The 24,072-nt window shown below is 46.4% G+C and carries 22 protein-coding genes; 14 read left to right on the forward strand and 8 right to left on the reverse strand.

The window, feature by feature from the left end; all coding sequences use genetic code 11:
• Positions 1 to 83 precede the first annotated feature (83 nt).
• Positions 84 to 2,978: an FAD-binding and (Fe-S)-binding domain-containing protein gene (locus DB398_RS17180; protein ID WP_234416364.1), complete on the forward strand. Its 2,895-nt coding sequence runs from the start codon at positions 84 to 86 to the stop codon at positions 2,976 to 2,978.
• Here the strand turns inward: DB398_RS17180 and DB398_RS17185 are convergent.
• Positions 2,949 to 3,866, reverse strand: coding sequence for a UDP-2,3-diacylglucosamine diphosphatase (locus DB398_RS17185; protein ID WP_108425694.1), 918 nt, complete (start codon positions 3,864 to 3,866; stop codon positions 2,949 to 2,951). The genes DB398_RS17180 and DB398_RS17185 overlap by 30 nt on opposite strands.
• A gap of 194 nt (positions 3,867 to 4,060) precedes the next feature.
• Between DB398_RS17185 and aroC the strand changes: the two genes are divergently transcribed.
• The 3 genes from aroC to DB398_RS17200 all read left to right on the forward strand — a co-directional run bounded on the left by aroC (position 4,061) and on the right by DB398_RS17200 (position 7,754).
• Complete coding sequence (gene aroC / locus DB398_RS17190) at positions 4,061 to 5,125, forward strand: chorismate synthase (RefSeq protein WP_108425695.1); 1,065 nt, start codon at positions 4,061 to 4,063, stop codon at positions 5,123 to 5,125.
• 56 nt (positions 5,126 to 5,181) lie between these two features.
• Positions 5,182 to 6,501 carry a dicarboxylate/amino acid:cation symporter gene (locus DB398_RS17195; protein ID WP_108425696.1) on the forward strand — a complete coding sequence of 440 codons (1,320 nt, stop codon included), beginning with the start codon at positions 5,182 to 5,184 and terminating at the stop codon, positions 6,499 to 6,501.
• An 80-nt stretch (positions 6,502 to 6,581) separates the two neighbouring features.
• Positions 6,582 to 7,754 (forward strand): flavohemoglobin expression-modulating QEGLA motif protein, encoded by a 1,173-nt coding sequence (locus DB398_RS17200; protein WP_108425697.1) that lies wholly within the window; start codon positions 6,582 to 6,584, stop codon positions 7,752 to 7,754.
• A gap of 4 nt (positions 7,755 to 7,758) precedes the next feature.
• Here DB398_RS17200 and DB398_RS17205 read toward each other — a convergent pair whose 3' ends face one another.
• The gene (locus tag DB398_RS17205; RefSeq protein WP_108425698.1) at positions 7,759 to 8,169 is read right to left on the reverse strand and encodes a thiol-disulfide oxidoreductase DCC family protein; all 411 of its coding nucleotides are present in this window, start codon (positions 8,167 to 8,169) and stop codon (positions 7,759 to 7,761) included.
• 160 nt (positions 8,170 to 8,329) lie between these two features.
• A complete protein-coding gene (locus tag DB398_RS17210; protein WP_108425699.1) occupies positions 8,330 to 10,021 on the reverse strand; it encodes a MutS-related protein in 1,692 nt (563 codons plus the stop codon).
• Positions 10,022 to 10,330: 309 nt separating this feature from the next.
• Here DB398_RS17210 and DB398_RS17215 point away from each other — a divergent pair, with 309 nt between their 5' ends.
• Complete coding sequence (locus DB398_RS17215; RefSeq protein WP_108425700.1) at positions 10,331 to 11,173, forward strand: 1,4-dihydroxy-2-naphthoyl-CoA synthase; 843 nt, start codon at positions 10,331 to 10,333, stop codon at positions 11,171 to 11,173.
• 598 nt (positions 11,174 to 11,771) lie between these two features.
• Here the strand turns inward: DB398_RS17215 and DB398_RS17220 are convergent.
• Positions 11,772 to 13,106, reverse strand: a complete 1,335-nt coding sequence (locus DB398_RS17220; RefSeq protein ID WP_108425701.1) for a serine hydrolase domain-containing protein — start codon at positions 13,104 to 13,106, stop codon at positions 11,772 to 11,774.
• Positions 13,107 to 13,157: 51 nt separating this feature from the next.
• On the opposite strand from DB398_RS17220, the gene DB398_RS17225 reads away from it, so the two are divergent.
• From DB398_RS17225 to DB398_RS17240, 4 genes are all read left to right on the forward strand, one after another.
• The gene (locus DB398_RS17225; protein ID WP_108425702.1) at positions 13,158 to 14,030 is read left to right on the forward strand and encodes a pirin family protein; all 873 of its coding nucleotides are present in this window, start codon (positions 13,158 to 13,160) and stop codon (positions 14,028 to 14,030) included.
• A 40-nt stretch (positions 14,031 to 14,070) separates the two neighbouring features.
• A complete protein-coding gene (locus DB398_RS17230; RefSeq protein ID WP_234416365.1) occupies positions 14,071 to 14,505 on the forward strand; it encodes a 3D domain-containing protein in 435 nt (144 codons plus the stop codon).
• A complete protein-coding gene (locus DB398_RS17235; RefSeq protein WP_108425704.1) occupies positions 14,502 to 15,161 on the forward strand; it encodes a peptidoglycan recognition protein family protein in 660 nt (219 codons plus the stop codon). The genes DB398_RS17230 and DB398_RS17235 overlap by 4 nt, the downstream gene beginning before the upstream one ends.
• Positions 15,162 to 15,304: 143 nt before the next feature.
• Positions 15,305 to 16,750, forward strand: a complete 1,446-nt coding sequence (locus DB398_RS17240; RefSeq protein ID WP_108425705.1) for a M14 family zinc carboxypeptidase — start codon at positions 15,305 to 15,307, stop codon at positions 16,748 to 16,750.
• On the opposite strand, the gene DB398_RS18390 is transcribed toward DB398_RS17240, so the two are convergent.
• On the reverse strand, positions 16,747 to 16,914 hold the full coding sequence (locus DB398_RS18390) for a hypothetical protein (protein WP_159076483.1): 168 nt from the start codon (positions 16,912 to 16,914) through the stop codon (positions 16,747 to 16,749). The two genes, DB398_RS17240 and DB398_RS18390, sit on opposite strands and share 4 nt — an antisense overlap.
• Before the next feature lie 149 nt (positions 16,915 to 17,063).
• On the opposite strand from DB398_RS18390, the gene DB398_RS17245 reads away from it, so the two are divergent.
• A complete protein-coding gene (locus tag DB398_RS17245) occupies positions 17,064 to 17,675 on the forward strand; it encodes a 3-keto-disaccharide hydrolase (protein ID WP_108425706.1) in 612 nt (203 codons plus the stop codon).
• A 54-nt stretch (positions 17,676 to 17,729) separates the two neighbouring features.
• Here DB398_RS17245 and DB398_RS17250 read toward each other — a convergent pair whose 3' ends face one another.
• Both DB398_RS17250 and DB398_RS17255 read right to left on the reverse strand, forming a co-directional pair.
• The gene (locus tag DB398_RS17250) at positions 17,730 to 18,677 is read right to left on the reverse strand and encodes a 3-keto-disaccharide hydrolase (protein ID WP_234416366.1); all 948 of its coding nucleotides are present in this window, start codon (positions 18,675 to 18,677) and stop codon (positions 17,730 to 17,732) included.
• A gap of 68 nt (positions 18,678 to 18,745) precedes the next feature.
• Positions 18,746 to 19,834, reverse strand: a complete 1,089-nt coding sequence (locus tag DB398_RS17255) for a vWA domain-containing protein (protein WP_108425708.1) — start codon at positions 19,832 to 19,834, stop codon at positions 18,746 to 18,748.
• Between the two features lie 208 nt (positions 19,835 to 20,042).
• Between DB398_RS17255 and DB398_RS17260 the strand changes: the two genes are divergently transcribed.
• Complete coding sequence (locus DB398_RS17260) at positions 20,043 to 20,297, forward strand: MoaD/ThiS family protein (protein ID WP_108425709.1); 255 nt, start codon at positions 20,043 to 20,045, stop codon at positions 20,295 to 20,297.
• 52 nt (positions 20,298 to 20,349) lie between these two features.
• Here DB398_RS17260 and DB398_RS18495 read toward each other — a convergent pair whose 3' ends face one another.
• Positions 20,350 to 20,493, reverse strand: a complete 144-nt coding sequence (locus DB398_RS18495; protein ID WP_199913433.1) for a hypothetical protein — start codon at positions 20,491 to 20,493, stop codon at positions 20,350 to 20,352.
• A gap of 158 nt (positions 20,494 to 20,651) precedes the next feature.
• Here DB398_RS18495 and DB398_RS17265 point away from each other — a divergent pair, with 158 nt between their 5' ends.
• The 3 genes from DB398_RS17265 to DB398_RS17275 all read left to right on the forward strand — a co-directional run bounded on the left by DB398_RS17265 (position 20,652) and on the right by DB398_RS17275 (position 23,950).
• The gene (locus tag DB398_RS17265; protein ID WP_108425710.1) at positions 20,652 to 21,443 is read left to right on the forward strand and encodes a hypothetical protein; all 792 of its coding nucleotides are present in this window, start codon (positions 20,652 to 20,654) and stop codon (positions 21,441 to 21,443) included.
• Between the two features lie 238 nt (positions 21,444 to 21,681).
• Positions 21,682 to 23,052 (forward strand): aldehyde dehydrogenase, encoded by a 1,371-nt coding sequence (locus tag DB398_RS17270; protein WP_108425711.1) that lies wholly within the window; start codon positions 21,682 to 21,684, stop codon positions 23,050 to 23,052.
• A 136-nt stretch (positions 23,053 to 23,188) separates the two neighbouring features.
• Positions 23,189 to 23,950 (forward strand): universal stress protein, encoded by a 762-nt coding sequence (locus tag DB398_RS17275; protein ID WP_159076484.1) that lies wholly within the window; start codon positions 23,189 to 23,191, stop codon positions 23,948 to 23,950.
• The last annotated feature ends 122 nt before the right edge of the window (positions 23,951 to 24,072 follow it).

Here is a 24,072-nt window from a genome sequence, read left to right on the forward strand (position 1 = left end):
AAAATTAGAGATAGTTTTGTAGTTACATTTACGTTTGAAAAACTGATTTAGTTCCCGAAAAGCATTCCAAATTGAATAAAAAAATGTTAAAAGACCTTGCCGATAGGTTGCAGGGTGACCTCTTGACCGATGATTTAAGCAGGGCCCTATATGCGACCGACGCCTCTGTTTATCGCAAATTGCCCATTGCGGTGGCCTATCCTAAAAATGTTGCGGACATCAAGTTGCTGATCACTTTTGCCAATGAAAATAAATGGGGACTTATACCACGAACGGCCGGAACATCTTTGGCGGGCCAATGTGTAGGTGAGGGTATCGTTGTGGATGTCAGTCGTCAGTTTACGGAGATCATTGCATTTGACAAAGAGAAGAAACAAGTGACCGTTCAGCCAGGTGTGGTCCGGGACGAACTGAACCAATACCTGAAACCCCATGGGCTGTTTTTTGGACCCAATACCTCAACATCCAATCGATGTATGATCGGTGGGATGGTGGGCAACAACTCTTCGGGCACCACATCCATACAATATGGTGTCACACGGGACAAGGTCGTGTCCATGCGCTGTGTGTTGTCGGATGGGAGCGAAGCTTTCTTTGGTGCTGTTTCAAAGTCAGAATTCGAAAAGAAGAAATCGGAACCCACCTTGGAAGGAAAGATCTACGCAACCCTGTTCGAGGAACTTTCCAACGAAACGACCCAAAAGAACATAGAAACGGAGTTTCCCAAACCCAGCATACACCGAAGGAATACAGGATATGCCGTGGACGAACTCCTGAATAACGATATATTTGGAAATGGGCAGGAAAACTTCAACCTGTGCAAACTGTTATCAGGGAGTGAAGGCACTTTGGCCTTCACCACGGAGGTGACCTTGCAACTGGATGAGCTGCCTCCTTCCTTTTCGGCCATGGTCGCCACACATTATAGAACATTGGAAGATTGTCTTTTGGATGTGGCCCCGGTGATGCAGCACAATCTCCATACCTGTGAGATGATGGACAAGGTGATCCTGGACTGCACCAAGAACAATAGGGCACAATTGGCCAACCGTTTTTTTGTGGACGCAGATCCCGCAGCCATTTTGATGCTGGAGGTACGGTCCCATTCCGAAGAAGACCTTCGGAAACAGTTGGAAGGATTGTTGGTCACCATAGAAAAGTCAGGGTTGAGCTATGCCAACCCCGTGCTTTACGGAGATGATATCAATAAGGCCATAGAACTGCGCAAAGCAGGATTGGGGCTCTTGGGCAACATGGTCGGGGACCGAAAGGCCGTGGCCTGTATCGAGGACACTGCGGTGGCCTTGGAAGACCTGAAGGATTTTATCGGGGAGTTTTCCCAGATCATGAAGGGATACCATCAAGATGCGGTGTACTATGCCCATGCCGGGGCGGGGGAGCTGCATTTGCGTCCCATCCTCAACCTCAAAAAGGCGGAAGATGTGGTCCTGTTCCGTTCCATTACTACCGATGTGGCCAAACTCACTAAAAAATACAATGGAAGTTTCAGTGGCGAACATGGTGACGGTATTGTCCGGGCCGAGTTTATCCCGTTGATAATCGGAGAGGAGAATTATGCCTTGTTGAAAAGGGTGAAGGCCCTTTTTGACCCCAATTACATCTTCAATCCTGGAAAAATAGTGGATGCCTTCCCGATGGACGAATCCTTGCGATACGTTGTGGACCGAAAAGAGCCCGAGATCAAGACCCTGATGGATTTTTCGGACAGTGAGGGTATCCTGAAAGCGGCCGAGAAATGCAACGGAAGTGGGGACTGTAGAAAGAGCCACCACATGAACGGCGCGATGTGTCCCAGCTATCAGGCCACCAAAAATGAAAAGGATACCACAAGGGGTAGGGCCAATGCACTTCGGGAGTTTTTGACCCATTCCGAAAAAGCCAATCAGTTTGACCATCAGGAACTCAAGCAGGTCTTTGACCTCTGCCTCAGCTGTAAGGCCTGTGCCAGTGAATGCCCCAGCAATGTGGACATCGCGGCACTGAAAGCGGAATTCCTCTACCAATACCAAGAGACGAACGGATACCCGCTTCGGAGCAAATTGTTTGCGCATAATACCCGTTTGAATGCCATGGGAAGCAAAATTTCGTGGTTGACCAATTCCGTGTATGATTCAGGTGTGTTGGGTGGATTGGTAAAGAAAATGGCCGGTGTGGCCCCGGAAAGAAGCTTGCCCAAAGTGTACCGGTTTAATTTTGAAAACCATTTGAACAAGTTCAAGGGGCAACCGACTAAAAAGAAGGTGGTGCTCTATGTGGACGAGTTTGTAAAATATTTGGATGTGGAAGTGGGCAAGGACGCCATAGAACTGCTCTGTAAATTGGGTTATGATGTGGAACTGTTCTATGCCGAAAGTGGTAGGGCCTATCTGTCCAAGGGATTTTTGAAAGAAGCGAAAAGATTGGTGGACAAGAATATGGAAAAACTAAAACCGCTTCTAGAAGATGGTGTTGTCCTATTAGGACTCGAACCTTCGGCCATCCTTTCGTTTAGGGATGAGTATCAGCGTTTGCACGATGACAAGGAGCTGTTGAAAAAATTGGCTGTCAACTCGCTGTTGATCGAAGAGTTTCTGGCTTTGGAAATTGCAGGAGGACATATCTCGGCGGATAGTTTCACAGAAGAAGCCCGCACGGTCAAGATCCATAACCATTGCCATCAGAAGGCATTGAGCAACCAAAAAGTGACTTTTGACGTATTGAATTTGCCCAAAAACTACAAGGTATCCATCATTGCATCAGGCTGTTGCGGTATGGCGGGGTCGTTCGGATATGAAAAGGAGCATTACGAGACCAGCATGCAGGTAGGCAACTTGAAATTGTTCCCAGCGGTGGCCAAAAGCACCGAGGATACCATCATTGCGGCCAACGGTACCAGTTGCAGGCATCAGATCAAGGATGGCACCAAAAGGGAAGCACAACATCCGGTTTCAATCCTGAGAGAGGCCTTGGTTGTCTAAGGTCTTCGTGTTTGGAGTTTCCTCCGCATCGTCAAGATAGTCTTCGCTGACATCTTCCACATCCACGTCCTTGTCGGTAATAGAGGCGATGAGTTCGTTCATGTCCATTTCCTTGAGGTCTTCGTCCACAAAGAAAGGGGAGAGCCTATCGTGGTTGTAGTGGTAAATTTTCCAACGTTTGAAGGAATACTCCAGCGCGGTCAGGTTTTCCACCCAATCCCCAGAGTTCAGGTAAGTGCAACTACCGTTCTTGTTTTCGTAGATCTCTTTTTTGGGTTGATGGATGTGGCCACAGATGACATAGTCATATCCATTTTCGATGGCGAGGTCCGCAGCGGTCTTCTCAAAGTTGTTGATGTATTTCACCGCGCTTTTCACGCTGTTCTTGATGCGTTTGGACAAGGAATATTTTTCCCTTCCCATTTTCACCAACCACCAGTTCACGAAGCTGTTGATCACGATGAGCAAATCGTAGCCATACCCACCCAGCTTGGCGAGCCACTTGGCATTTTGGATGGACACATCGAACACGTCCCCGTGGAAAATCCATGCTTTTTTTCCATCCAGATTGAGGACCAATTTGTTGGAAATCTTAAAGTTGCCCATTGAAGTATCACTGAACTTACGGAGCATTTCATCGTGATTTCCAGTGATATAGTACACTTCAGTGCCCCTTGAGGCCATCCCGATGATCTTTCGGAGCACTTTAAGGTGGGAAGGTGGGAAATACCGTTTGCTGAACTGCCAAATATCAATGATGTCCCCGTTCAAAATGAGTTTTTTGGGCTGGATGCTGTTGAGATACGCAATGAGTTCGTCGGCGTGACAACCGTATGTTCCTAGGTGGACATCGGAAATCACGGCCAATTCTATCTTCCTTTTTTTCAATCGTATAAGGTTTGACTGCAAATTAAAACAGTAGGTATAAACTTAAAATCAAATCCAAATCATCAATACATAACATTATTGTTAAAAAATCATCAATCGACATGGCAAAATGTTACAATAACATTAAGTGTCCCCGTTGTTTTTGATTTCCAGCGATATCATCTACCTTTGGAGTTCGTACAATTTTATACCGAATGGCAGGAAATTCTTTTGGACAACTTTTTAGGCTCACCACCTTTGGTGAATCGCACGGAAGGGCACTTGGGGGCGTAATCGATGGTTGTCCTGCCGGGATACCATTGGATGTACAGCAGATCCAAGCGGAACTGGATAGAAGGAAACCTGGGCAGTCTGCCATCGTCACCCAACGCAAGGAACCCGATACCGTGGAGATCTACTCCGGTATCTTTGAAGGAAAGACGACGGGAACCCCCATCGGTTTTGCCATCCACAACACCAACCAAAAATCCCAGGACTATTCCCATATCAAGGACTCATACCGCCCGTCACATGCCGATTACGTATATGATCAAAAATACGGCTTCCGTGATTACCGCGGAGGAGGTAGGAGTTCGGCCAGGGAAACGGCGAGCAGGGTAGTGGCAGGGGCCATTGCAAAGCAATTCTTGGGCAATGTTTCTATCCACGCCTTTGTGACACAGGTAGGGGAAATGAAATTGGACAAACCTTATCAAGAACTTGATTTTTCACAGATCGAATCCAATCCCGTCCGTTGTCCCGACCCTGAAATGGCCCAGCAGATGGAAGAATACATCAAGGCCATAAAGAAGGAAGGGGATACCATTGGCGGGGTGATCACCTGCGTGATCCAAAATGTACCGGTCGGTCTTGGAGAACCCGTTTTTGACAAGCTCCATGCCCGTTTGGGAGAGGCCATGCTGTCCATCAATGCCGTGAAGGGGTTTGAGTATGGCAGTGGTTTTGAAGGGGTAAAAATGAAGGGCAGTCAACACAACGATGCCTACAACACGGATGGGACCACCCAAACCAATCGGAGCGGGGGAATCCAAGGAGGCATCAGCAATGGTATGGACATCTATTTCAATGTGGCCTTCAAGCCAGTAGCGACCGTGCTCCAATCCTATGAGACCATCAACAAGGAAGGGGAGAAGGTAACGGCTCAAGGCAAGGGCAGGCACGATCCCTGTGTGGTGCCAAGGGCGGTGCCCATTGTGGAAGCCATGGCGGCATTGGTGCTTGCCGATTACGCCCTTTTGGCACGTACCAACAAAATCTGAGGGCATTTTAGGGAGTTTCCGATCAAAATAGTATCTTCCTCTCCTAAAAATCACTTATGCGTAAATTAGAATTACACTGGCAAATCCTTATCGGGATGCTTTTGGGTATTCTCTTCGGTTTTGCAATGACCTACGTGGATTGGGGCAAGGATTTTGTTTCCGATTGGGTTCAGCCACTGGGCACCATCTTCGTGAAATTGCTCAAACTGATTGCCATTCCCCTTATCGTGGCATCCCTAGTAAAAGGCATTTCCGACCTCAAGGACATTTCAAAATTCAGGAATATAGGGCTGCGTACCATCGGCATCTATATCATCACTACCGTTTTTGCCATAACCATTGGTCTTGTACTGGTCAATTTGATGCAGCCGGGCAATGGAATCTCGCAGGAAACGGTACAAAAATTGACCGACACCTACGCGGGTGATGCGGGCGTTACTTCAAAGATAGCTGAAGCTTCGCGACAGCAGAACAGTGGTCCTTTACAATTTATAGAGGACATGGTGCCCGATAATGCCTTTGCCGCTTTGAGTGACAATGGTTTAATGCTCCAAGTCATCTTTTTCACCATCTTTTTGGGCATTTCCATGTTGCTGATCGGTGAGGAAAAAGCAAAACCGTTGAAGGACTTCTTTGACTCCATGAACGAAGTGGTGCTGAAAATGGTGGACCTCATCATGCTCACCGCGCCATATGCCGTTTTTGCCCTTTTGGCCGGTGTTGTGGTCTCTTCAAGTGATCCCGATCTTTTGTTGGCCTTGTTGAAGTATGCCCTTGTCGTGGTGCTTGGCTTGGCGTTGATGATCGTTTTTTACGGTATCATGGTGTCCGTTTTCACCAAGAAGAACCCATTTTGGTTCTTGAAGCAGATGAGTCCGGCCCAATTGTTGGCCTTTTCCACAAGTTCCAGTGCGGCAACGCTGCCCGTGACCATGGAAAGGGTGGAAGAGCACATCGGTGTGGACAAGGAAGTATCCAGTTTTGTGTTGCCCGTTGGGGCGACCATCAACATGGACGGTACTAGTCTCTACCAAGGTGTGGCCGCTGTCTTCATTTCGCAGGCATTGGGCTTTGATCTTACTTTTGCCGACCAATTGACCATAGTGCTTACCGCATTATTGGCTTCCATAGGATCGGCAGCCGTGCCTGGTGCAGGGATGGTGATGTTGGTCATTGTGTTGGAATCCATTGGGTTTCCTGCGGACAAACTCGCCATTGGTCTGGCATTGATCTTTGCAGTGGACCGACCTTTGGATATGTGCAGGACCATCGTGAACGTTACGGGCGATGCCACAGTTTCCATGATGGTGGCCAAATCCGTAGGCAAGCTGGGAGATCCAAAGGTGAAGAACTGGGACGATAACCTGAAAAAATAGCAAAGCCTTTGGCATCTATGTTTGGAGGAGCACAAAGGGTTTGTTCCCAAAAAGCTATGCGTATTTGAAAAAGAAAAGCTATGATCGGTGAAAAACAAGCGGAGGAACTACTGCGGCAATACCCCTATGTCTTCCAAATAGATGCCAACCTGGACCGGTTGGTGGGGAAGATAGAATTGCTGAGCTACATTAACCCACAGAACATTGAAAAGGAAAAGCAGCGGTTTTTTGCTTCAAAATACACCGTGGAGCCGGAGTTCAAGTATCCCAAACTCAAGTTCGACCCTTATAAGCTACACCGTCTCTTCTTTTCCCAGCGTTTGGAACGGATACGGGACGATAGCCTTCGCAAACTTTACCAAGATGTCATTTACTACTACGCCAACATGGTGCAGTGTATCGAGACCATAGGCAAGAGTAGGAATTTCTATTACAATTCGCTTCGGGTCTATGGTACCCCTACTGAAAAAGACGTACAGAATGCCCGTTTCATTCTTCATTTTGCCGATGAGCCAATGGTTCCCGACATGGAAAAGGTATTTTCGGCCGAAGAGGCCCGTAGCTATTTTGAGGACTTTGTGCAGCAGTACAATTTCCCGCTGAACATCAGATATTCCACCAGTATCGCCGCAGAGGCCATGGTGAGCAATAGTACCCAATCGCTGTTGATCAAAAAGAACACCAAGTTCAGCAAGAACCAATTGCTCACCCTTGCCAACCACGAGATCGGCGTGCATTTGGTGACCACGTACAATGGCCTGCAACAACCCCTGAAGATTTTTTCCAACGGCTTGCCCAAAAATGTGGAGACCCAGGAAGGATTGGCGGTTTTTAGTGAGTATATGGGTGGTGCTCTGACGCTGAAACGCCTTAAGGAGATTGCTTATCGGGTATTGGCGGCCGATAGTTTGATCAAAGGCTACTCTTTTGTCGATACGTTCGACCTGATCCACGGGCAGTACAAGCTGAACCGGGACGATGCCTTTACCATTACGCTACGTGTGCACCGGGGAGGTGGTTTCACAAAGGACCGCCTGTACCTGAGCGGACTGCGAAAGATCTACAAGCGTTACCAAAAGGGGGAATCCATGGATACCTTGTTAACGGGCAAGGTGGCCTTGGAATACGAGGAAACCATCAACAACCTGCAAGGGTTGGGATTGGCACACCCCATCACCCATAAAAGTTATTCGTTCGACCAGAAATTGAACACCAACAAGACCTTGGATTTTATCTTGAACAATCTGAAGTAAAGATTTACCCCAAAAACTTGGCCCTCAACTCAGGCGTGGGTACCATGCAGGCATCTTTCTTGCCATACCATTTGTAGCGGTTGCGTGCCACAAAGTCGTACACCACATCCCGGACGGATTTCGGGATCCACGTAAAGACCGCGGACAGTTTCCAAAGGCCGCCCAAGTGTTGCGCAATTTCGAGGGCTGCATCGGATTTGGTGAAATAGGCCACGCCGGGCTCAATAAGGATGATGGAATCCACTTGGCTGGTGTCGATGCCCCGCTCACGGACCAGTTGTTGGCCCACCTCGCTTTGCAGCGAAGCATAGCGGAACAGGTCTTTTTTGTCCCGTTTGATCACAAACAAAACGCTGTTGTTGCAGAGGTTGCAGACCCCATCGAAAAGAATGATTTTTTTGCCGTTTTCCACCATAGTGTTTTAGGACCATTTCAAGAATGGACACTGCAAAGATACGGGAGTTTGGGATTGTAGGGAAGGGGATTCGATATCGGTTTTTTATATGAAATGGAGCAAATTTACGCACTAACTTTGCGGTTTTACTGTCATTTCTGATTTATTAATTATCTTTCATTTAGTTGCTCAAACGTCTATTTTTATATACGTTGTTTACCGTGCTGCTTTTTCCTGAATATGTTTTGTCTAATTCTTTGGCTATTCCGATTGCTTCTTTCACAACTTCTTTTGGATAACCATTAATTTCAAGTATTCTGATGGCATTTCTGTTTTTTAACTTTCCTTCTTTCAGTTTATAATCAAAACCTATGTTGTTCTCATTTACTGTTTCACTAAAATGATACGATTCGTATTCGTCCGAGAGCATATCGGTTAATTCAATGTCGTGGGTTGAAACCAATATTTTATTGTTATTCTTTGTTAAAGCGGATAAAATGGATTTTCCGGCAGAAATTCGCTCTACGGTATTGGTGCCTTTAAATATTTCATCTAAAAGAAAGAGGTTTTTATTTCCGTTTGCGCTTTCTTTCAGCATTTCCTTGATGGTCAATACTTCTTCAAAGTAATAACTTTTGTCGTTCATCAAATCATCACTTATTCGGATTGCCGAAAACACTTTTAACAAAGGAAAATTCATTGAAGCTGCAAAACAGGTATTAATGGTAAGTCCAGTAATTACATTCAGCCCAATAGCGCGAATAAAAGAAGTTTTTCCAGACATGTTTGAGCCAGTAAGAAGTATTGATTTTTCTGTTATTTCAATACTGTTGGTTGTGCAATTAAAAATTAAGGGATGGCTTATGTCTTTGGCAATAATTTTGTTTCCATCATTAATAATTGGTAAACAAAATGTTTCAAGCCCGTTTCGTAAAGATGCTATGGAAATTAGCATATCTATATGTCCAACAAACTCAAAAACGCTTTCTATATCGCCTCTTTTTGTGTTTAGTTTTTTTAAAACACCAAATAATAATAATGACTCAAGCAGAAACATTGTTTTAAAAATCTCGAATACAAACCAAGCTATGATTTCAAATTCCCCCTGAAGTTTGGCTTCAAGTGAAAAAAAGGACATTCTACTTTTAACTTCATTTATTAATTTGATCGACTTTGGTAATTTGGGATTTAATTTTTTGAATAATGGATTTGTAAATAGATTTGAAGCAACATTATTAAGTCTTAAAAGCTGAGGAATTGAACCTACATACTGCATTAAATTATTTTTATTCCAATAATGAAGCACAAAATTCACGCAGAAAATTCCTAACAGAACGATGAAAAATATAGGATTGAAAAAGCCTAAAACCAATGACATCAAACTGGCAAACGACAATAATCTTATTACAAAGAACCATTTTGGCGGATGAAGATGCTCTTCTTGAAACAATGAAGATATATAGTGTGCTTCATTATGCCTCAATTTTTTAAGCTTTTTCTGAACCGAAATTCTTAATTCAGGATTTTCCGATAATTCGGTTATGATCTCTTCGTTGAGCTTGGTTTTCTTTTCATTTACTTGTATCGTACGAAGATGATTGTATAGGTATTGTTGACCAACTTTTGAATCAGTTCTATCAAGAAACATAAACAAATCATTAAAATCAAGGTCGTTACAAGTTTTGTCCGATAATACTTGATCAGCCTTTGAATTGTCTTTTTTTCTGAAGTATTTTTCAATGCTATCAAAGTCAAAAGAGTCATCTTTCAGTTTTCCGAATGATTCTTTCAGCCGTTGATCTAACTCTTTTTTTCTATTGAATTTTATTTGAGAAAAAGTGTATTTAATTTGAAACAGTAGGTCTTTAATCATTGAATGATTAGTGTAGAATTTCTATTTAATGTTACAAAAAATGCTCAGTTTTATTCTTCATCCAGTGAATTTTAATGAGGTGCTTTTATAGTACTGGCAACGTTAAGATAAGATTCGTTTTAATGAATTGTATCGACCTATGATGAAGTTCGAGGGATTCTTGTCTTATGATCCACCGAACAAGTAAACGGTTAATGCCTTTTATCAGCACTAAAGTGTTGGTAAATATATGGTTACGGTTGATGCTCCTTCCAAAACCCGCATAAGGCAGATTTTCCGTTATTTTGTAATCCAACAAAACACACACCTATGGAATCACCCAACTGGCAGACCGCCATGGAATTTGAGGACATCACCTATAAAAAATGCAACGGCGTGGCCCGTATCGCCTTTAACCGCCCCGATATACGCAATGCCTTCCGGCCCAAGACCACCAGCGAGCTGTACAAGGCCTTTTATGATGCGCAGGAGGACACCAGCATCGGCGTGGTGTTGCTGTCCGGCGAGGGACCTTCGTCCAAGGACGGCAAATGGGCCTTCTGTAGCGGAGGCGACCAAAAAGCTCGTGGACACCAAGGCTATGTGGGGGAGGATGGCTATCACCGCCTGAACATCCTGGAAGTGCAGCGCCTTATCCGTTTTATGCCCAAAGTGGTGATTGCCGTGGTGCCCGGTTGGGCCGTCGGGGGAGGGCACAGCCTTCATGTGGTCTGCGACATGACCCTGGCCAGTAAGGAACACGCCATTTTTAAGCAGACCGATGCCGATGTCACCAGTTTTGATGGGGGGTACGGTTCGGCCTATCTCGCCAAGATGGTAGGACAGAAAAAGGCCCGTGAGATTTTCTTTTTGGGCCGAAACTATTCCGCGCAGGAAGCTTATGAAATGGGCATGGTGAACGCCGTGATCCCACATGACGAATTGGAGGACACCGCCTACCAATGGGCACAGGAGATCCTGGAGAAGTCACCGACGTCCATCAAAATGCTGAAGTTCGCCATGAACCTAACCGACGATGGGATGGTGGGGCAACAGGTATTTGCAGGGGAAGCGACCCGTTTGGCCTACATGACCGACGAGGCCAAGGAAGGCCGCAATGCCTTTTTGGAAAAGCGCAAGCCCGATTTCGGCAAGGACAAGTGGATTCCGTAGTTCAATTATCAATGACCAATGAGCAGTTATCAGTTGAGCATTGTTAATTGATAATTGTGTACTGCCTATTGGAAGTGTACAAAACCAAAAAGAGCCTTGCCGCGTGGGTCAAGACTCTTTTACGAGAACACTATATGAAAATGAAAAAATTACTTTCAGAATTAATTACATCGTAAATGTACCACCGATATACCCACAAATGAAATTATTGTTGTGAAGTTCCTCGGAATTGTGGTCATTCCGTGTTTTTGTGAAATCCATCCCGTTTTTTTCTGATTTTGAATCCACAGGGAGGAGATGCTTCGCTCTGCTCAGAATGACAAACAATATTCAATGAACAGTTTCCAGTGAGCAATAAACATTTGTACATTGATGACTGTTAATTGTTCATTGGCCAATGGTCCATTGGTCCAAAACCAAAAAGAGCCTTGCCACGTGGGTCAAGACTCTTTTACGAGAACACTATATGAAAATGAAAAAATTACTTTCAGAATTAATTACATGGTAAATGTACCACCCATGTTCCCGCAAATGAAATTATTGTTGTGAACTGTCCCGTAGTTGTGGTTAGGCTCCATTTTTATATTATCAGCTCGATTTACGGTACGGCTTTCACGATGTTTGACAGGATGCCGTTCACATCAAAATAGGGTTCTTCGGCCAATCCGGTCCGCACCACCACCAAATCCTTGGACGGGATCATGAACACATGCTGCCCTTCATACCCATTGCAACTAAAGAGGTCTTTGGGCACATCGGGGTATTTCCCTTCGGCGTTCAACCAAAAGTGGGCCCCATAAGTGCCATTTGAATGGATGGTGGGCGTAGTGATGTAGTCCACCCATTCCGGGGCGAAGACCTGTTCACCGTTCCAGTTCCCTTTATTGAGGTATAATTGTCCAAAACGGGCCCAATCGCGCGTACTCGCCCAGGCGTAGGAGGAGCCCACATAATTCCCGGCGATGTCGGCCTCGAGGACCATGGACTGCATCCCGATCCTATCGATTAGGGCCGCGTAGGGAAAATCCAGATATTCCTGATGGCTCCTGAACTGTTGCCGGAGGATTCCCGAAAGCAAGTTGGAAGTGCCCGAAGAATAGTTCCAGATTTCCGTGGGTTCAGCTATGGCTTTTTTATCCTTTTGGGCTTTTGTCATGTCGCTGTCCAGGAACAGCATTCGGGTCACATCGGAAATGGTGCTGTAGTCCTCGTCCCATTCCAGTCCGCTCTGCATGCGGAGCAGGTGGTCCAAGGTGATGTTCTTTCGTTCATCATTCTTCCATTCGGCAATGGGGGCAGGCCAATCCATTTCCAGTTTCCCTTGGTGTTCCAGAATCCCGAAACAAGTGGCCAATACACTCTTCGTCATGGACCAACCCAAAATAGGGGTATCCTTATCAAACCCATCGATGTACCGCTCCGCAATCAAATGGCCTTTGTACAATACAAGAAAGGTTCGGGTTTTCTGCGTTTCCGGGTCGGCAAAGGCCATGGCCACCGCTTTGTTGATGAGATCCATGTCCACTTCTGGCAAAATGGTGTCCAAGGGGTCCGCCTGTCCATAAGGGTAGGGGATAGTGTCCATAGTTTTGCTTCGGTTGGGTCGAATGGTGAGTTTTGTTGGGTCATAATCGTCATTCACCAACACGGTTCCAAGGCCATCACGGTAGACCGCGGTGCGTTTCATCAGGCCATAGACCGTGGCAGAGGCCGCTTCCTTGCTCTCGTCCAGTTCGGTGGAGGCCAGCTCTATCAAAGGGGCCTTGTTGTCAAATTGGTTCATGCTTGCCGCGGAACGGTGGGCCACATAGACCCCCGAAGCCACATTTTTGGCCGCATAACCAGAAATAATGTTCAGTTTGGGGTAGTTCAGATAAACGACCACTCCTATGATCAGGACAAGGAGCAGTAAAACACGCTTCAGTAGTTTCATGGTTTTGGATGTATTTGTAACTTTCTGCTCCTAAATATAAACATTATACATATGTCCAACATCGGGTTGATCATCGAAGAACGCAGTAGGGATATCGGTGACTTTTTGGTAGGGCGCCTCATCCCATTTCGAAAAAAACGGATGATAGGCCCTTTCATCTTTATAGATCATATGGGTCCAACGCAACTGGGTCCCTCAAAATACATGGATGTGGACCAGCATCCGCACATGGGGCTGTCCACCCTGACCTTTATGCTGGAGGGCGAGATCATGCATGAAGATGGTCTGGGCACCCATCAGCGCATAAGCCCAGGGTCCGTCAATTGGATGACGGCAGGAAAAGGGGTGACCCATACCGAGCGGACACCACCTGACCTGAGAAACGGTAAGACATTCACCGCCCATGGCTACCAGATTTGGGTGGCCCTGCCCAAGGAATTGGAGGATATGGAACCCCAATTCCATCATATTGAGGGGAAAGACCTTCCCAAATGGACCGAAGCCAGTGCAACATTCACCTTGATCGCCGGGGATGGATATGGAAAAAAATCCCCCGTTCCCGTGCATTCTGATCTTTTTATGGTCGAGATAAAAAATACCGCCGAATATACCTTGAACGTCAACGGCAACCTGAAAGGGGAAATAGGCATCTGCATTGTGGAGGGAAGCATCAAGGCTTGTGGCGAAACGGTGGAAAAAGGGAACATTTTGGTCTCCAAAGTAGAGGATACCTGCAACATCATCTTGGAACCGAATACCCATTTGTTGTTGTTTGGCGGAGAGGCCTTCCCGGAAGAGCGATTCATTTATTGGAACTTTGTGTCATCCAGCCAAGAGAAGATCGAGCAGGCCAAAAGGGCATGGGCGGACAAAACATTTCCCATGATGGAAAATGATGACACCTATGTGCCGCTTCCGTCCTAAAGCACAATAATATGTACCTTTAGGTACAAGACCGAACCTATTGAAAAAAATACTCCTCAGTTGTATGATCATCGTTTCCTGTGCCAAAGCGCCGGAAACCCCGCAGCCGGCCTCGCACCAATGGTATGGGCACCAGGTCACGGCTTCGGCATACAACTCCGTATTCTGGCAAACGGACAGCATCAATCCTTCCGTGGCCGCTTGGGGCGATACCCTAAGACCGGGAATGAAGAGTATTGCCGTGTCAAGGGACCTCATCAAACTGGGGTTGACGCACAACACCATGGTGAAAATCGATACTTTTCCGGATACGTTCTATGTCAAGGACAAAATGCATTGGCGATGGCGGAACCGAATAGATATTTACATGGGAAAGGATATACAAAAAGCTAGGGAATGGGGCAGAAAAAAACTGATGATCTGCTATGCCGTTCCCTTGGATACAACCACTATTACTTTAAACACTTTTGAATGAAAAAAACTGGATTGATTGTTTTATCAACATTGCTATTCGGGGCCTGCGGCACCCAAAAAAACATCGTGGACATCCCCATCATTTTTGATGACCAACGCATTGAACTTACAGAGGAATATATGGCCCAACGCTATGGACTGGAAAATGATTCTACCCAGATAGTTCCCAAAATGGTGGTGTTGCACTGGACCTCGATTCCCACACTGGAGAAATCCTTCCGGGCGTTCAACAGGTCCACATTGCCCACTTGGCGGCCCGATCTGGAAAATGTGAGCGGTCTCAATGTCTCTTCCCATTTTTTGGTGGACCGGGACGGGACCATTTACCGATTGATGCCCGAAACTACCATGGCACGGCACACCATTGGTCTGAACCACTGCGCCATAGGTGTTGAAAATGTGGGCGGGGGAGAAAAACTTCCATTGACCAAGAAACAAGTGAAGGCCAATATTTTCCTTGTGGAATACCTGGCTTCCAAATACAATATCGAATATGTCATCGGACATCAGGAATATACCCAGTTTGAAGGACATCCGCTCTGGCTGGAAGTGGACGATGCATACCGCACCACAAAGACCGACCCAGGGATGGATTTCATGGAAAAAGTACGGAAAGCCACTAAAAAATATAATTTTAAACCTGTTCCAAAAAGTTAGGAAATGCAATCTAAGTATACTGGTTATTAAGTTATTGGGTTATTTAACCATATGCAACATATCAACAATCAGCAACTTAGTAACTCAATAACCTGTACTGTACATAAATTGCAGGGCTGTAATCTTTAATTTGATAACGAACTATGATCAGAAACATATTACCACTGGCACTTGCCCTCATATCCTTATCAGTTTGTGCACAAGATGAACTCACTTCCAAACTGTACGAAACCTATGCGGAGTACAAGGAACCTTCCCTTGGGAAAAGGCGTATCAAACACAGCGATATCCAACCCCTCATCCAAAAGGAGAAGGCCAATCCCAAGTTTGAGGTACAGAAAGTGGGGGAGTCCATTCAGGGGCGTGACCTGCATTTGATCAGTGTGGGAACGGGCAGTGAGAATATTTTCCTATGGTCGCAGATGCATGGGGACGAACCTACGGCGACACAGGCCATTTTTGACATCCTTCATTTTTTGGACGCACCAGAGTTCAAAGAAGAAAAGGAGGTCATCCTTTCTAAGTTGAAGCTCCATTTTTTGCCTATGGTAAATCCTGATGGGGCGGAGACCTTCCAACGAAGAAATGCCTTAGGTGTCGATATCAACAGGGATGCGCTTCGACTGCAATCGCCCGAAGGGCAGGTCCTCAAACGCATCAGGGACAGTCTCGATGCCAGCTTTGGATTCAACCTTCACGATCAGAGCAAATATTATAACGCGGAACTTACCGAAAAACCGGCCACCATTTCTTATTTGGCAACGGCCTATAACTATGAAAAGGACATCAACGAGGTGCGGGCCAATGCGATGAAGGTGATCGTGTATATGAACAAGATCATCCAGAACTATGCGCCCGGGCAGGTGGGGAGGTACAGCGACGATTTTGAACCACGGGCCTTTGGGGACAATATTGCCAAATGGGGCACCAGTCTCATCCTAATCGAATCCGGCGGCTTCACCAATGACCCCGAGAAGCAGGAAATACGTAAACTGAACTATGTGTCCATTCTATCCGCATTGTACACCATTGCCAAGGGGACCTACAAGGATATCCCTGTTGCGGATTACGAGAAAATCCCCCATAACGACCGACAATTGTTCGACCTGAAGATAGAAAATGCCACTTACGAACTTTTGGGTAAGGACTATATCATTGACCTAGGTGTTTTCAGGAACGAGGTGGACCTGAACGGGCATGATGATTTTTATTATAGGGGTTCTGTGGGTGACCAAGGAGATCTTTCCACATTTTACGGATATGAGACCTTTGATGCCACAGGATACAAAATTGTGCCCCCAAAAATGGCCAAAGTGGGCCATATTGCCAAGCCATTGGCACTGTTGAAAGAGGGCGTGGCCTATGTCAAAACTATCCTGCCCGAAAAAAAGGCCTTCACAGATGTGCCTTTGATCTTGGTGGACGAGGATTTTGAGTTGCGTCCATTTGGACTTTGGCCCGGAGCAAACCCGACCTTCTTTTTGGAAAAGGATGGGAAACTCACCCATGCAGTAATCAATGGTTCCTTATTGGATTTGTCCAAGCCCATTGAAGAACAGAATTTCGGGAATGGGTTGATCTTTCGCTAGTACCCATAATGGAAGGTGATGGTTGACCCAAATAAGATCAATAAGGTCAACATGACCAACAAAGTGCAGACAATGGCAACGAAAAAGGCGGCCACTATGGCTTTGCCGCTGTTGGGAAGTGGCCCTATGGCACTGTTCTGAATGATTTCTTTTACAACATCCATGACATTTTAAAGTTGGACCGTGAGAGGTCGTTAAGGGGAATTGAATCGTTGTTGGTGCATATGGAACAACCGTTGGGCTAAAAACCCTAAATTTTTAATTGTTTTCTAAGGATTTACATAACTTACACTTCCTTAATCAATCTATTCTTATGAAAAAAGTGATCTTATCTGCAATTGTATCTGTTATGGCCTTTCAATCTGGATGGGCGCAGACTCCAACAAAAGACCTGTTCAATGGTGAAAATTTGGACGGTTGGGTCATTCATGGCGATGAAAAATGGTTTGTTGAAAATGGCGAACTGATCTGTGAAAGTGGCCCAAAGGCCGAATATGGTTACTTATCCACCAAAGATTTCTATAAAGATTTTGAAGTTTCCTTGGAATTTAAACAAGAAGCCGATGGCAATAGCGGGGTTTTTATCCGTTCCACTTTTGAAGGGACCAAGGTAAGTGGCTGGCAAGTGGAAGTAGCCCCACCAGGGCTACACACGGGCGGCATTTATGAATCCTACGGTCGAGGTTGGCTTATCAAACCTGAACCGGAAAAGGAAAAAGTATTGAAGGAAGGGGAATGGAACACACTTAAGATCCGTGTGAACGGTCCTGATGTGATCACTTGGCTGAACGGGGTGGAAATGGTACACCTCACCGATGAGAAAATAGGACAAGGACAAGGTGCCATTGCCCTTCAGATACACGATGGTGGCGGCATCCGGGTGAAATGGAGAAACATCAAGATCAAACCTGCGGAAGTCCAATAAAAAAACAAAGCCCGATACTTTAGTATCGGGCTTTTGCTTGATAACAGTTTCGTTTTATTTTTTTCTGGGAGTCACCACAAAGCTTCTGTACTCAATGGGCCCATGGTCTCCTTGGATCATGAACGGTCCGGGTTCCCCTTCCTTACTGTCCAATGCTCCTCCCGTTATTCCAGGAATGGTAGCGTCAGTGATCACGGTCTTGCCGTTCAGGGTCACAGTGACCCTTCTACCAATAAGGGTAATGTCGTAAGTCTGCCATTCTCCGGCGTCTTTGGCCGCATTCTCATTGGGCTCCAAGAAACCGTACACGCCACCAATATAGATGTCCATAGGGTCCAACCCCTTGTCGTCCTCTATTTGAAGCTCATATCGGCCGCGAAGGTAGATACCGCTATTGCTCCCTTTGGGATAACGGAATTCCACATGCAGTTTGAAATCCTCAAATTTTTCGTCCGTGATAAGGTTGGAACCGGATTCAGGGCTGGTCAAGATACCATCCTTTACGACCCATTGGTTCTTTTCGCCATCCACATGCCATCCGCTGAGGTCCTTTCCATTGAAGACATTGATGGGCTTGTCCCACTTCGGATTTTCCGTGTAGGCCAATTTAGGCGCCTTCACACCGGTCCAGTTGAGAACGGAACCGTCGGTGTAGACCATAGTCCCTTTCAATTTTCCGTCTGCCAATTCACCATGAAAGATCATATCACTTCCCTTGGGCTCCCATTGGTTGGGAATGCTAAAGGTAAACTTGTTGTCCCCATAGGTTTTGACCTCCGATATGGGCCTTGCGCTTCCAAACGCAAATACAAAACGACCGATCAAGGTTGCGTTGCCCGAATGTCTTATTTCCAGCCATGATGGAGCGGCTTTTCCCATAAAGTCCATTTCCAAGTCCCATCTGCCTTCCAAAGGATATGATTTCTGGGAATGAAGGCCAAGTGTTACGCCCATAAAAAGGATGCATATGAAAATACGCATAGCATTGTTCAAAAATGTCATAGTTTGTTCAGTTTAATGGATGCCCAAGATAAGGATTTATCCAAAGAAACAAACGCATGAAAAATGGACTATTCGCATCCTCCGGTAAAGCCCTTGGCATTGAACTTGGTCTGTACGGCTCCTTGCTGACTACCATCCGTAAGTTGGATGACAAGGTTACTTTCCCCACTGCCGTCCCTTTTGGGCGTGCAGTATTCGAACAGGTAGAAACTGTTGGCCTGCTCGGCCACGCGTTGGGATATCTGGTTGAAGGTGATTTCCAGTTCTTCCTTGTTGGCGGCGAATACACTGGCGGTCTTCCCGATTTCGGTCAGTACTTCCGTGTCGATTTCCGCACCAAGACCAATGGTGAAATAGGAAATGTTCCTATCAGCTTCCCTAACGGCTTTTAGGGCATCGGATTCACGGTATCGGGACGCTTGGTCCGTTCCATCTGTAAAGAGGACCACCGAAGAGGCTCCGATCACATCCGAATTTTGATTGAGCAATTCCTTTGCCTTTTGGGTGGATTTGATGACGGCACCGTAGAGGTCCGTGGAGGGGTCGTTGCTGATGTCCGCTGTAATCCCTTCGATGGAAGCCGTTAGTTCCTCTGCAGAAAAGGATAGGGGATTCAACAGGTGCAGTTCATCCTCACCATCAAACCAATAAATGGCCATTTGGAAGGATTCTGTCGCAGGTGAAGGCATCACATTGTTGATGAAACTGATGGACGCGGCCTTCAATTCATCCAGACTGCTTTCGAGAACGCTGTTGCTCAAATCCAGTACCAAAAGGGTATTGTTGTTGAACACTTGGGAGTTTGGGGAAATCCGTGCCTGGGATTCCGAGGCGGAAATCAGATTGAAGCAATCATCGTTCCGGCCTTGTTCATAGATGGTGAACTGGTCTGCTGTCAATCCGGAAATTGGATTTCCCTGAAGGTCGGAAACCTTGAACAGGATGGAAACCTTGCCCGGTAGGGTAGTGAATTCATCTTGGATGGACAAAAGGAGTTCATTATCGTCAAAGCCCAAACAATCGTCCGGTTCCTTGCCAATGCCCAGTTCGTTGTCATTGAAGTCAAAACTTACATCATCATCGGCATTGCCACAAGAGAAAAGAACAAGCGTAAGGGAAAATAGCAAGAAATATTGAAGTGTGTGTTTCATTTTCATAAGAAGTTAAGGTTCTTCATGCACAACGCTCAATTTTATCGAAAAGTATGTTGGCATCGCTGATTTGAATTAAAGAAAAGTTAAAAATATACCGTTCCTGTTAAAATGGGAAGGCCCACTATAATTTTTGGTAATTTCAACCCATCAAATGAACATGCCATACCAACCTATCTAACCAAAGACCACTAACAGAAAATAGGTTGATATTATGACAATACTTTTGTTCGGAATCGTAAAGGACATTGTGGGAAGTCCCACGCTATCTGTCCCCACATCCAGCATAACGGGAAAAAAAATTCCCAAGACCGTTGGGGAATTGAAGATTTTTTTATCGGGAACTTACCCGGAACTCAATAGGATATCCTCCATGGCCGTGGCGGTGAACCACAATTATGCAGAAGACCATGAAATCATAAACTCTTATGATGAAATTGCACTTATTCCTCCTGTGAGCGGAAGATAATGGGAGGGAACAGAATGGTCTATGGGGCTCAGGCCACAGAAAAAAAGGAGTCTTAGTCCTTGTTTTCCACCTTCTTCAGATCCTTGTCAACGTTCTCCAAATCTTGGAAAATACCACAGGAAATCTGCTTTTTCACCAAGGAGCCGGATTTTTTCCGCTTGACCATCGCTTCGATCTGTTTGTTCAGGTATTGCATGGGAATCAATTTTTTCCAGAACGAAATTACCTCATTTTTATTTTGACAATCAGAACATTATGGTAAAATTAACCTTTCATCGATTTCTATGCGTCACCTGCACTAAAATAGGGCTCTTTGCCGTTTGGACAACCGTAAACACTTAACTAAAGTTATCCATGAACAGAATTGCACAAAAAATCCAAGCCATTGCCTATATGGGTATGGCCCTTATTGCTTTTCAATCCTGTAGTGAGGACGGTATGTCCGGCGATGGTGAAACAATGACCTCCGCAGAACTACAGACCATTTTAATGACAGACGACATTGCGGGGGCCGCCGATAGTGCCCTTGCGGAGCTGTACATGGGCGATACCGCCAAATCCTTCACGGCAAGGGAGAACGATTGTTATACCGCCGAATACTCCGAAACCGGGTTTGTGGCCACTTTTAACAATTGTGTGCTCAATGGCACCGAGAATGTGAACGGTACCGTTTCCGTGGCTTATGCAGTGGGAGAGGGGAGTGCCTCCTTCACGGCGACCTACACGGATTTCTATGTGGGCACCATCAAGATCAACGGTACACGGACCTTTGTGGTGAACACTGCTACCGACCAAAATTCGGTTTCGTTCACCGTGACGAGCGATATGTCCGTGGAACTGGAAGACGGCAGCACCATCAGTGAGACCGGGGAAAAAACCTTTGGCATTGCATTCAGCGAAGACCTGAGCAGCGTCACTTTCACGCTTTCCGGTGACTGGACGGTACAAATCGATGCGGATGTTTATGCAGTGGAAACCTTGGAAGACCTTCAGATGACCTCGCCCTGTGAATATGTGAGCAGCGGCAGCATGGTGGTTGCCAAGAACGGATTGGCCGTGACCGTGGACTTTGGCAATGGCGAGTGTGATGACAAGGCCACGCTGATCTATCCCAACGGGGCCAGCGAGGTCATAACCTTGGAATAGTTCGTTGTGACAAAACCGTCAGTTCGAGTGAAATTCTAGGGGAATTTTATATCGAGAACCGGTTTTGGACTTGAAATCCTGGTTCTCGATACAATTTTTCTTTCGAAAAATCACTCGAACTGACAGATTTCAATCGAGACCCATCACAAATCTAAATAACACAAAAGCACCGATTTTATATCGGTGCTTTTCTTTTGTGGCGGTTTCGTTTATATTTAAGGGAATCTAAGAACCGCTTATGATCCAGCAGTTGGTCCAGTCCCAGAACGCCTTTTTTGCCACCCAGCAGACGAAGGATATCCAGTTTCGAAAAGAAGCCCTGAAACGGTTGCGGCAGGAAATCTTGGCACAGGAAGATGCTATTTGTGATGCCATTTATGCCGATTTCAAAAAACCGCGGTTCGAGAGCCTGGCCACGGAAACGCAGTTGGTGCTTGCCGAACTGAAACATGCCATCCAAAACGTGGAGGAGTGGGGCCGACCAACTCCAGTGGCGCCTTCTTGGACCAATTTTCCCTCCAGCGAATGGATCCAGCCCGAACCCTACGGAAAGACATTGATCATGGCCCCATGGAACTATCCCTTCATGCTCACCATTGCCCCCTTGGTCGGGGCCTTGGCCGCTGGCAACACCGCCGTGTTGAAACCGTCCGAACTCAGTCCCCATACATCCGCGATTATCGCATCCATCATCCAAAAGGTGTTTCCTTCGGAATATGTGGCCGTGGTGGAAGGGGGAGTGGAGGTGTCCACCCAGCTCTTGGCCGAAAAATGGGAGTATATCTTTTTCACGGGCAGCACACAGGTGGGCAAGATTGTCTATAAAGCCGCAGCGGAACACCTGACCCCGGTCACCTTGGAACTTGGTGGAAAAAACCCCTGTATCGTGGATGGTTCGGCCAACGTGTCCCTCGCCGCAAAACGGATAGCGTGGGGCAAGTTCATCAATGCGGGGCAGACCTGCATCGCTCCCGATTATATCCTGGTCCACAAGACCCAAAAAGATGCCTTGGTGGTGGCCTTGAAGGCTCAAATCACTGCATTTTACGGGCAGAACATCAAGCAATCCACTGATTTTGCACGCATTACCACAGCAAAACACTATCAGGGACTTAAAGCAATGCTTGAAGGACAGCAGCTTCTTTTTGGGGGTGCCTGTGATGATGGGGAACGCTATGTGGAGCCCACTTTGGTGGACGAACCCGATTGGGGGAGCCCTGTGATGCAAGGGGAGATCTTTGGGCCCATTCTGCCCATCATTTCCTATGAAACCGAAGAGGAACTGCACCGAAACCTGTCCCGATATGACAAACCGTTGGCATTTTATGTGTTCTCCAGCAACAAAAAGTTCCAAAAGCAACTCATGGCGCAATATCCCTTCGGCGGCGGGACCATCAACGACACGGTGGTGCACATCAGCAACAAGGACCTGCCGTTTGGCGGTGTCGGCAGTTCCGGCATAGGCGGGTATCACGGCAAGCATTCCTTTGACCTGTTTTCCCACAGCAAATCCGTGGTGAGGCGGGGCACATGGCTGGATGTGCCGTTACGCTACGCCCCGTACCGGATTCCCATCCGTTGGGTGAAGAAATTCAAGCATCTTTTCTAAGGAAAAACTGCGCCTTTCCCAATTTGGGTGCCCAGATTTTGACAAGTCCGCATTTTTCTGTCAACAAAACGTTAAATAGCTGATTGTTAATGGATTTGATGCTAACTTATGGAGTGAAATCCCTAACATGAACGCTATGGAGACGCCACAAAACACCCCGGATTACCGTGTTTCCGTTTTATTGGACCTGATGGACAACCCAGAGTTGGTGCTGTACAATGCGGTGCAACTCACCAAGCGGCTGGGCGGCACTTTGGAGGTGTTCCATGTGAAATCCGCTGGGCAGTCCACAGCGGATGCGCTAGCGGAGATCGAAACACTGATTGCACAGTACCAGAAGCACAGGGAACACATACCCATGGGCCACAGACTGGAATACGGCAATGTGAGGCACCGTATCCGGGATTATCTGGCCCTGGTGAAGCCCGATGTGCTGGTGATGGGCAAGCGGCGGAACAGAATGGGCATTTTGGGGGAAAGCATCACCGAATTTGTGATCGACCAGACGAATGCCACCAACATCTTTGTTTTTGGCGAAGGCCAACGATTGGGCTCGTTTGATGAGCTGCATTTGGGGGTCTTTGGCCAAAACCTGAACGAAAAGGGGAAACATATCATCATGGACTTGAAGAAGGACAGCCAGAGCGCCGTGCGTTTGTTCGACATTAACCCGCAGACCGGGCAAACGGAACAGCCGGCATACCCGTGGCAACGGACCATTCCGTATGTGTTTACCCAAAGTGTGACGGCCTTGGATGCGCTGATCAGTTATGTGAACCGGACGCAGACGCAACTGCTGTGCATGCCCAAGGGACCAAGCCGAACGTTTGCGTTCCAAACGAATGCGGTGCGGGAAGTGCTGCACAAAGCCAAGATTCCGTTGATGATTTTAGCGTAGCGCATGGTGAGGGATAGTGGGTTTTCTGATTTACTATTTTACATAATGTAAATTATAGTACAAGTTGTGACATATAACGTCCTACGTGATTTTTTGGTGTTCCGATAAAATATGTGGGAAAA

The sequence above is a fragment of the Flagellimonas amoyensis genome (assembly GCF_003058265.1).
GTDB lineage: Bacteria > Bacteroidota > Bacteroidia > Flavobacteriales > Flavobacteriaceae > Flagellimonas > Flagellimonas amoyensis.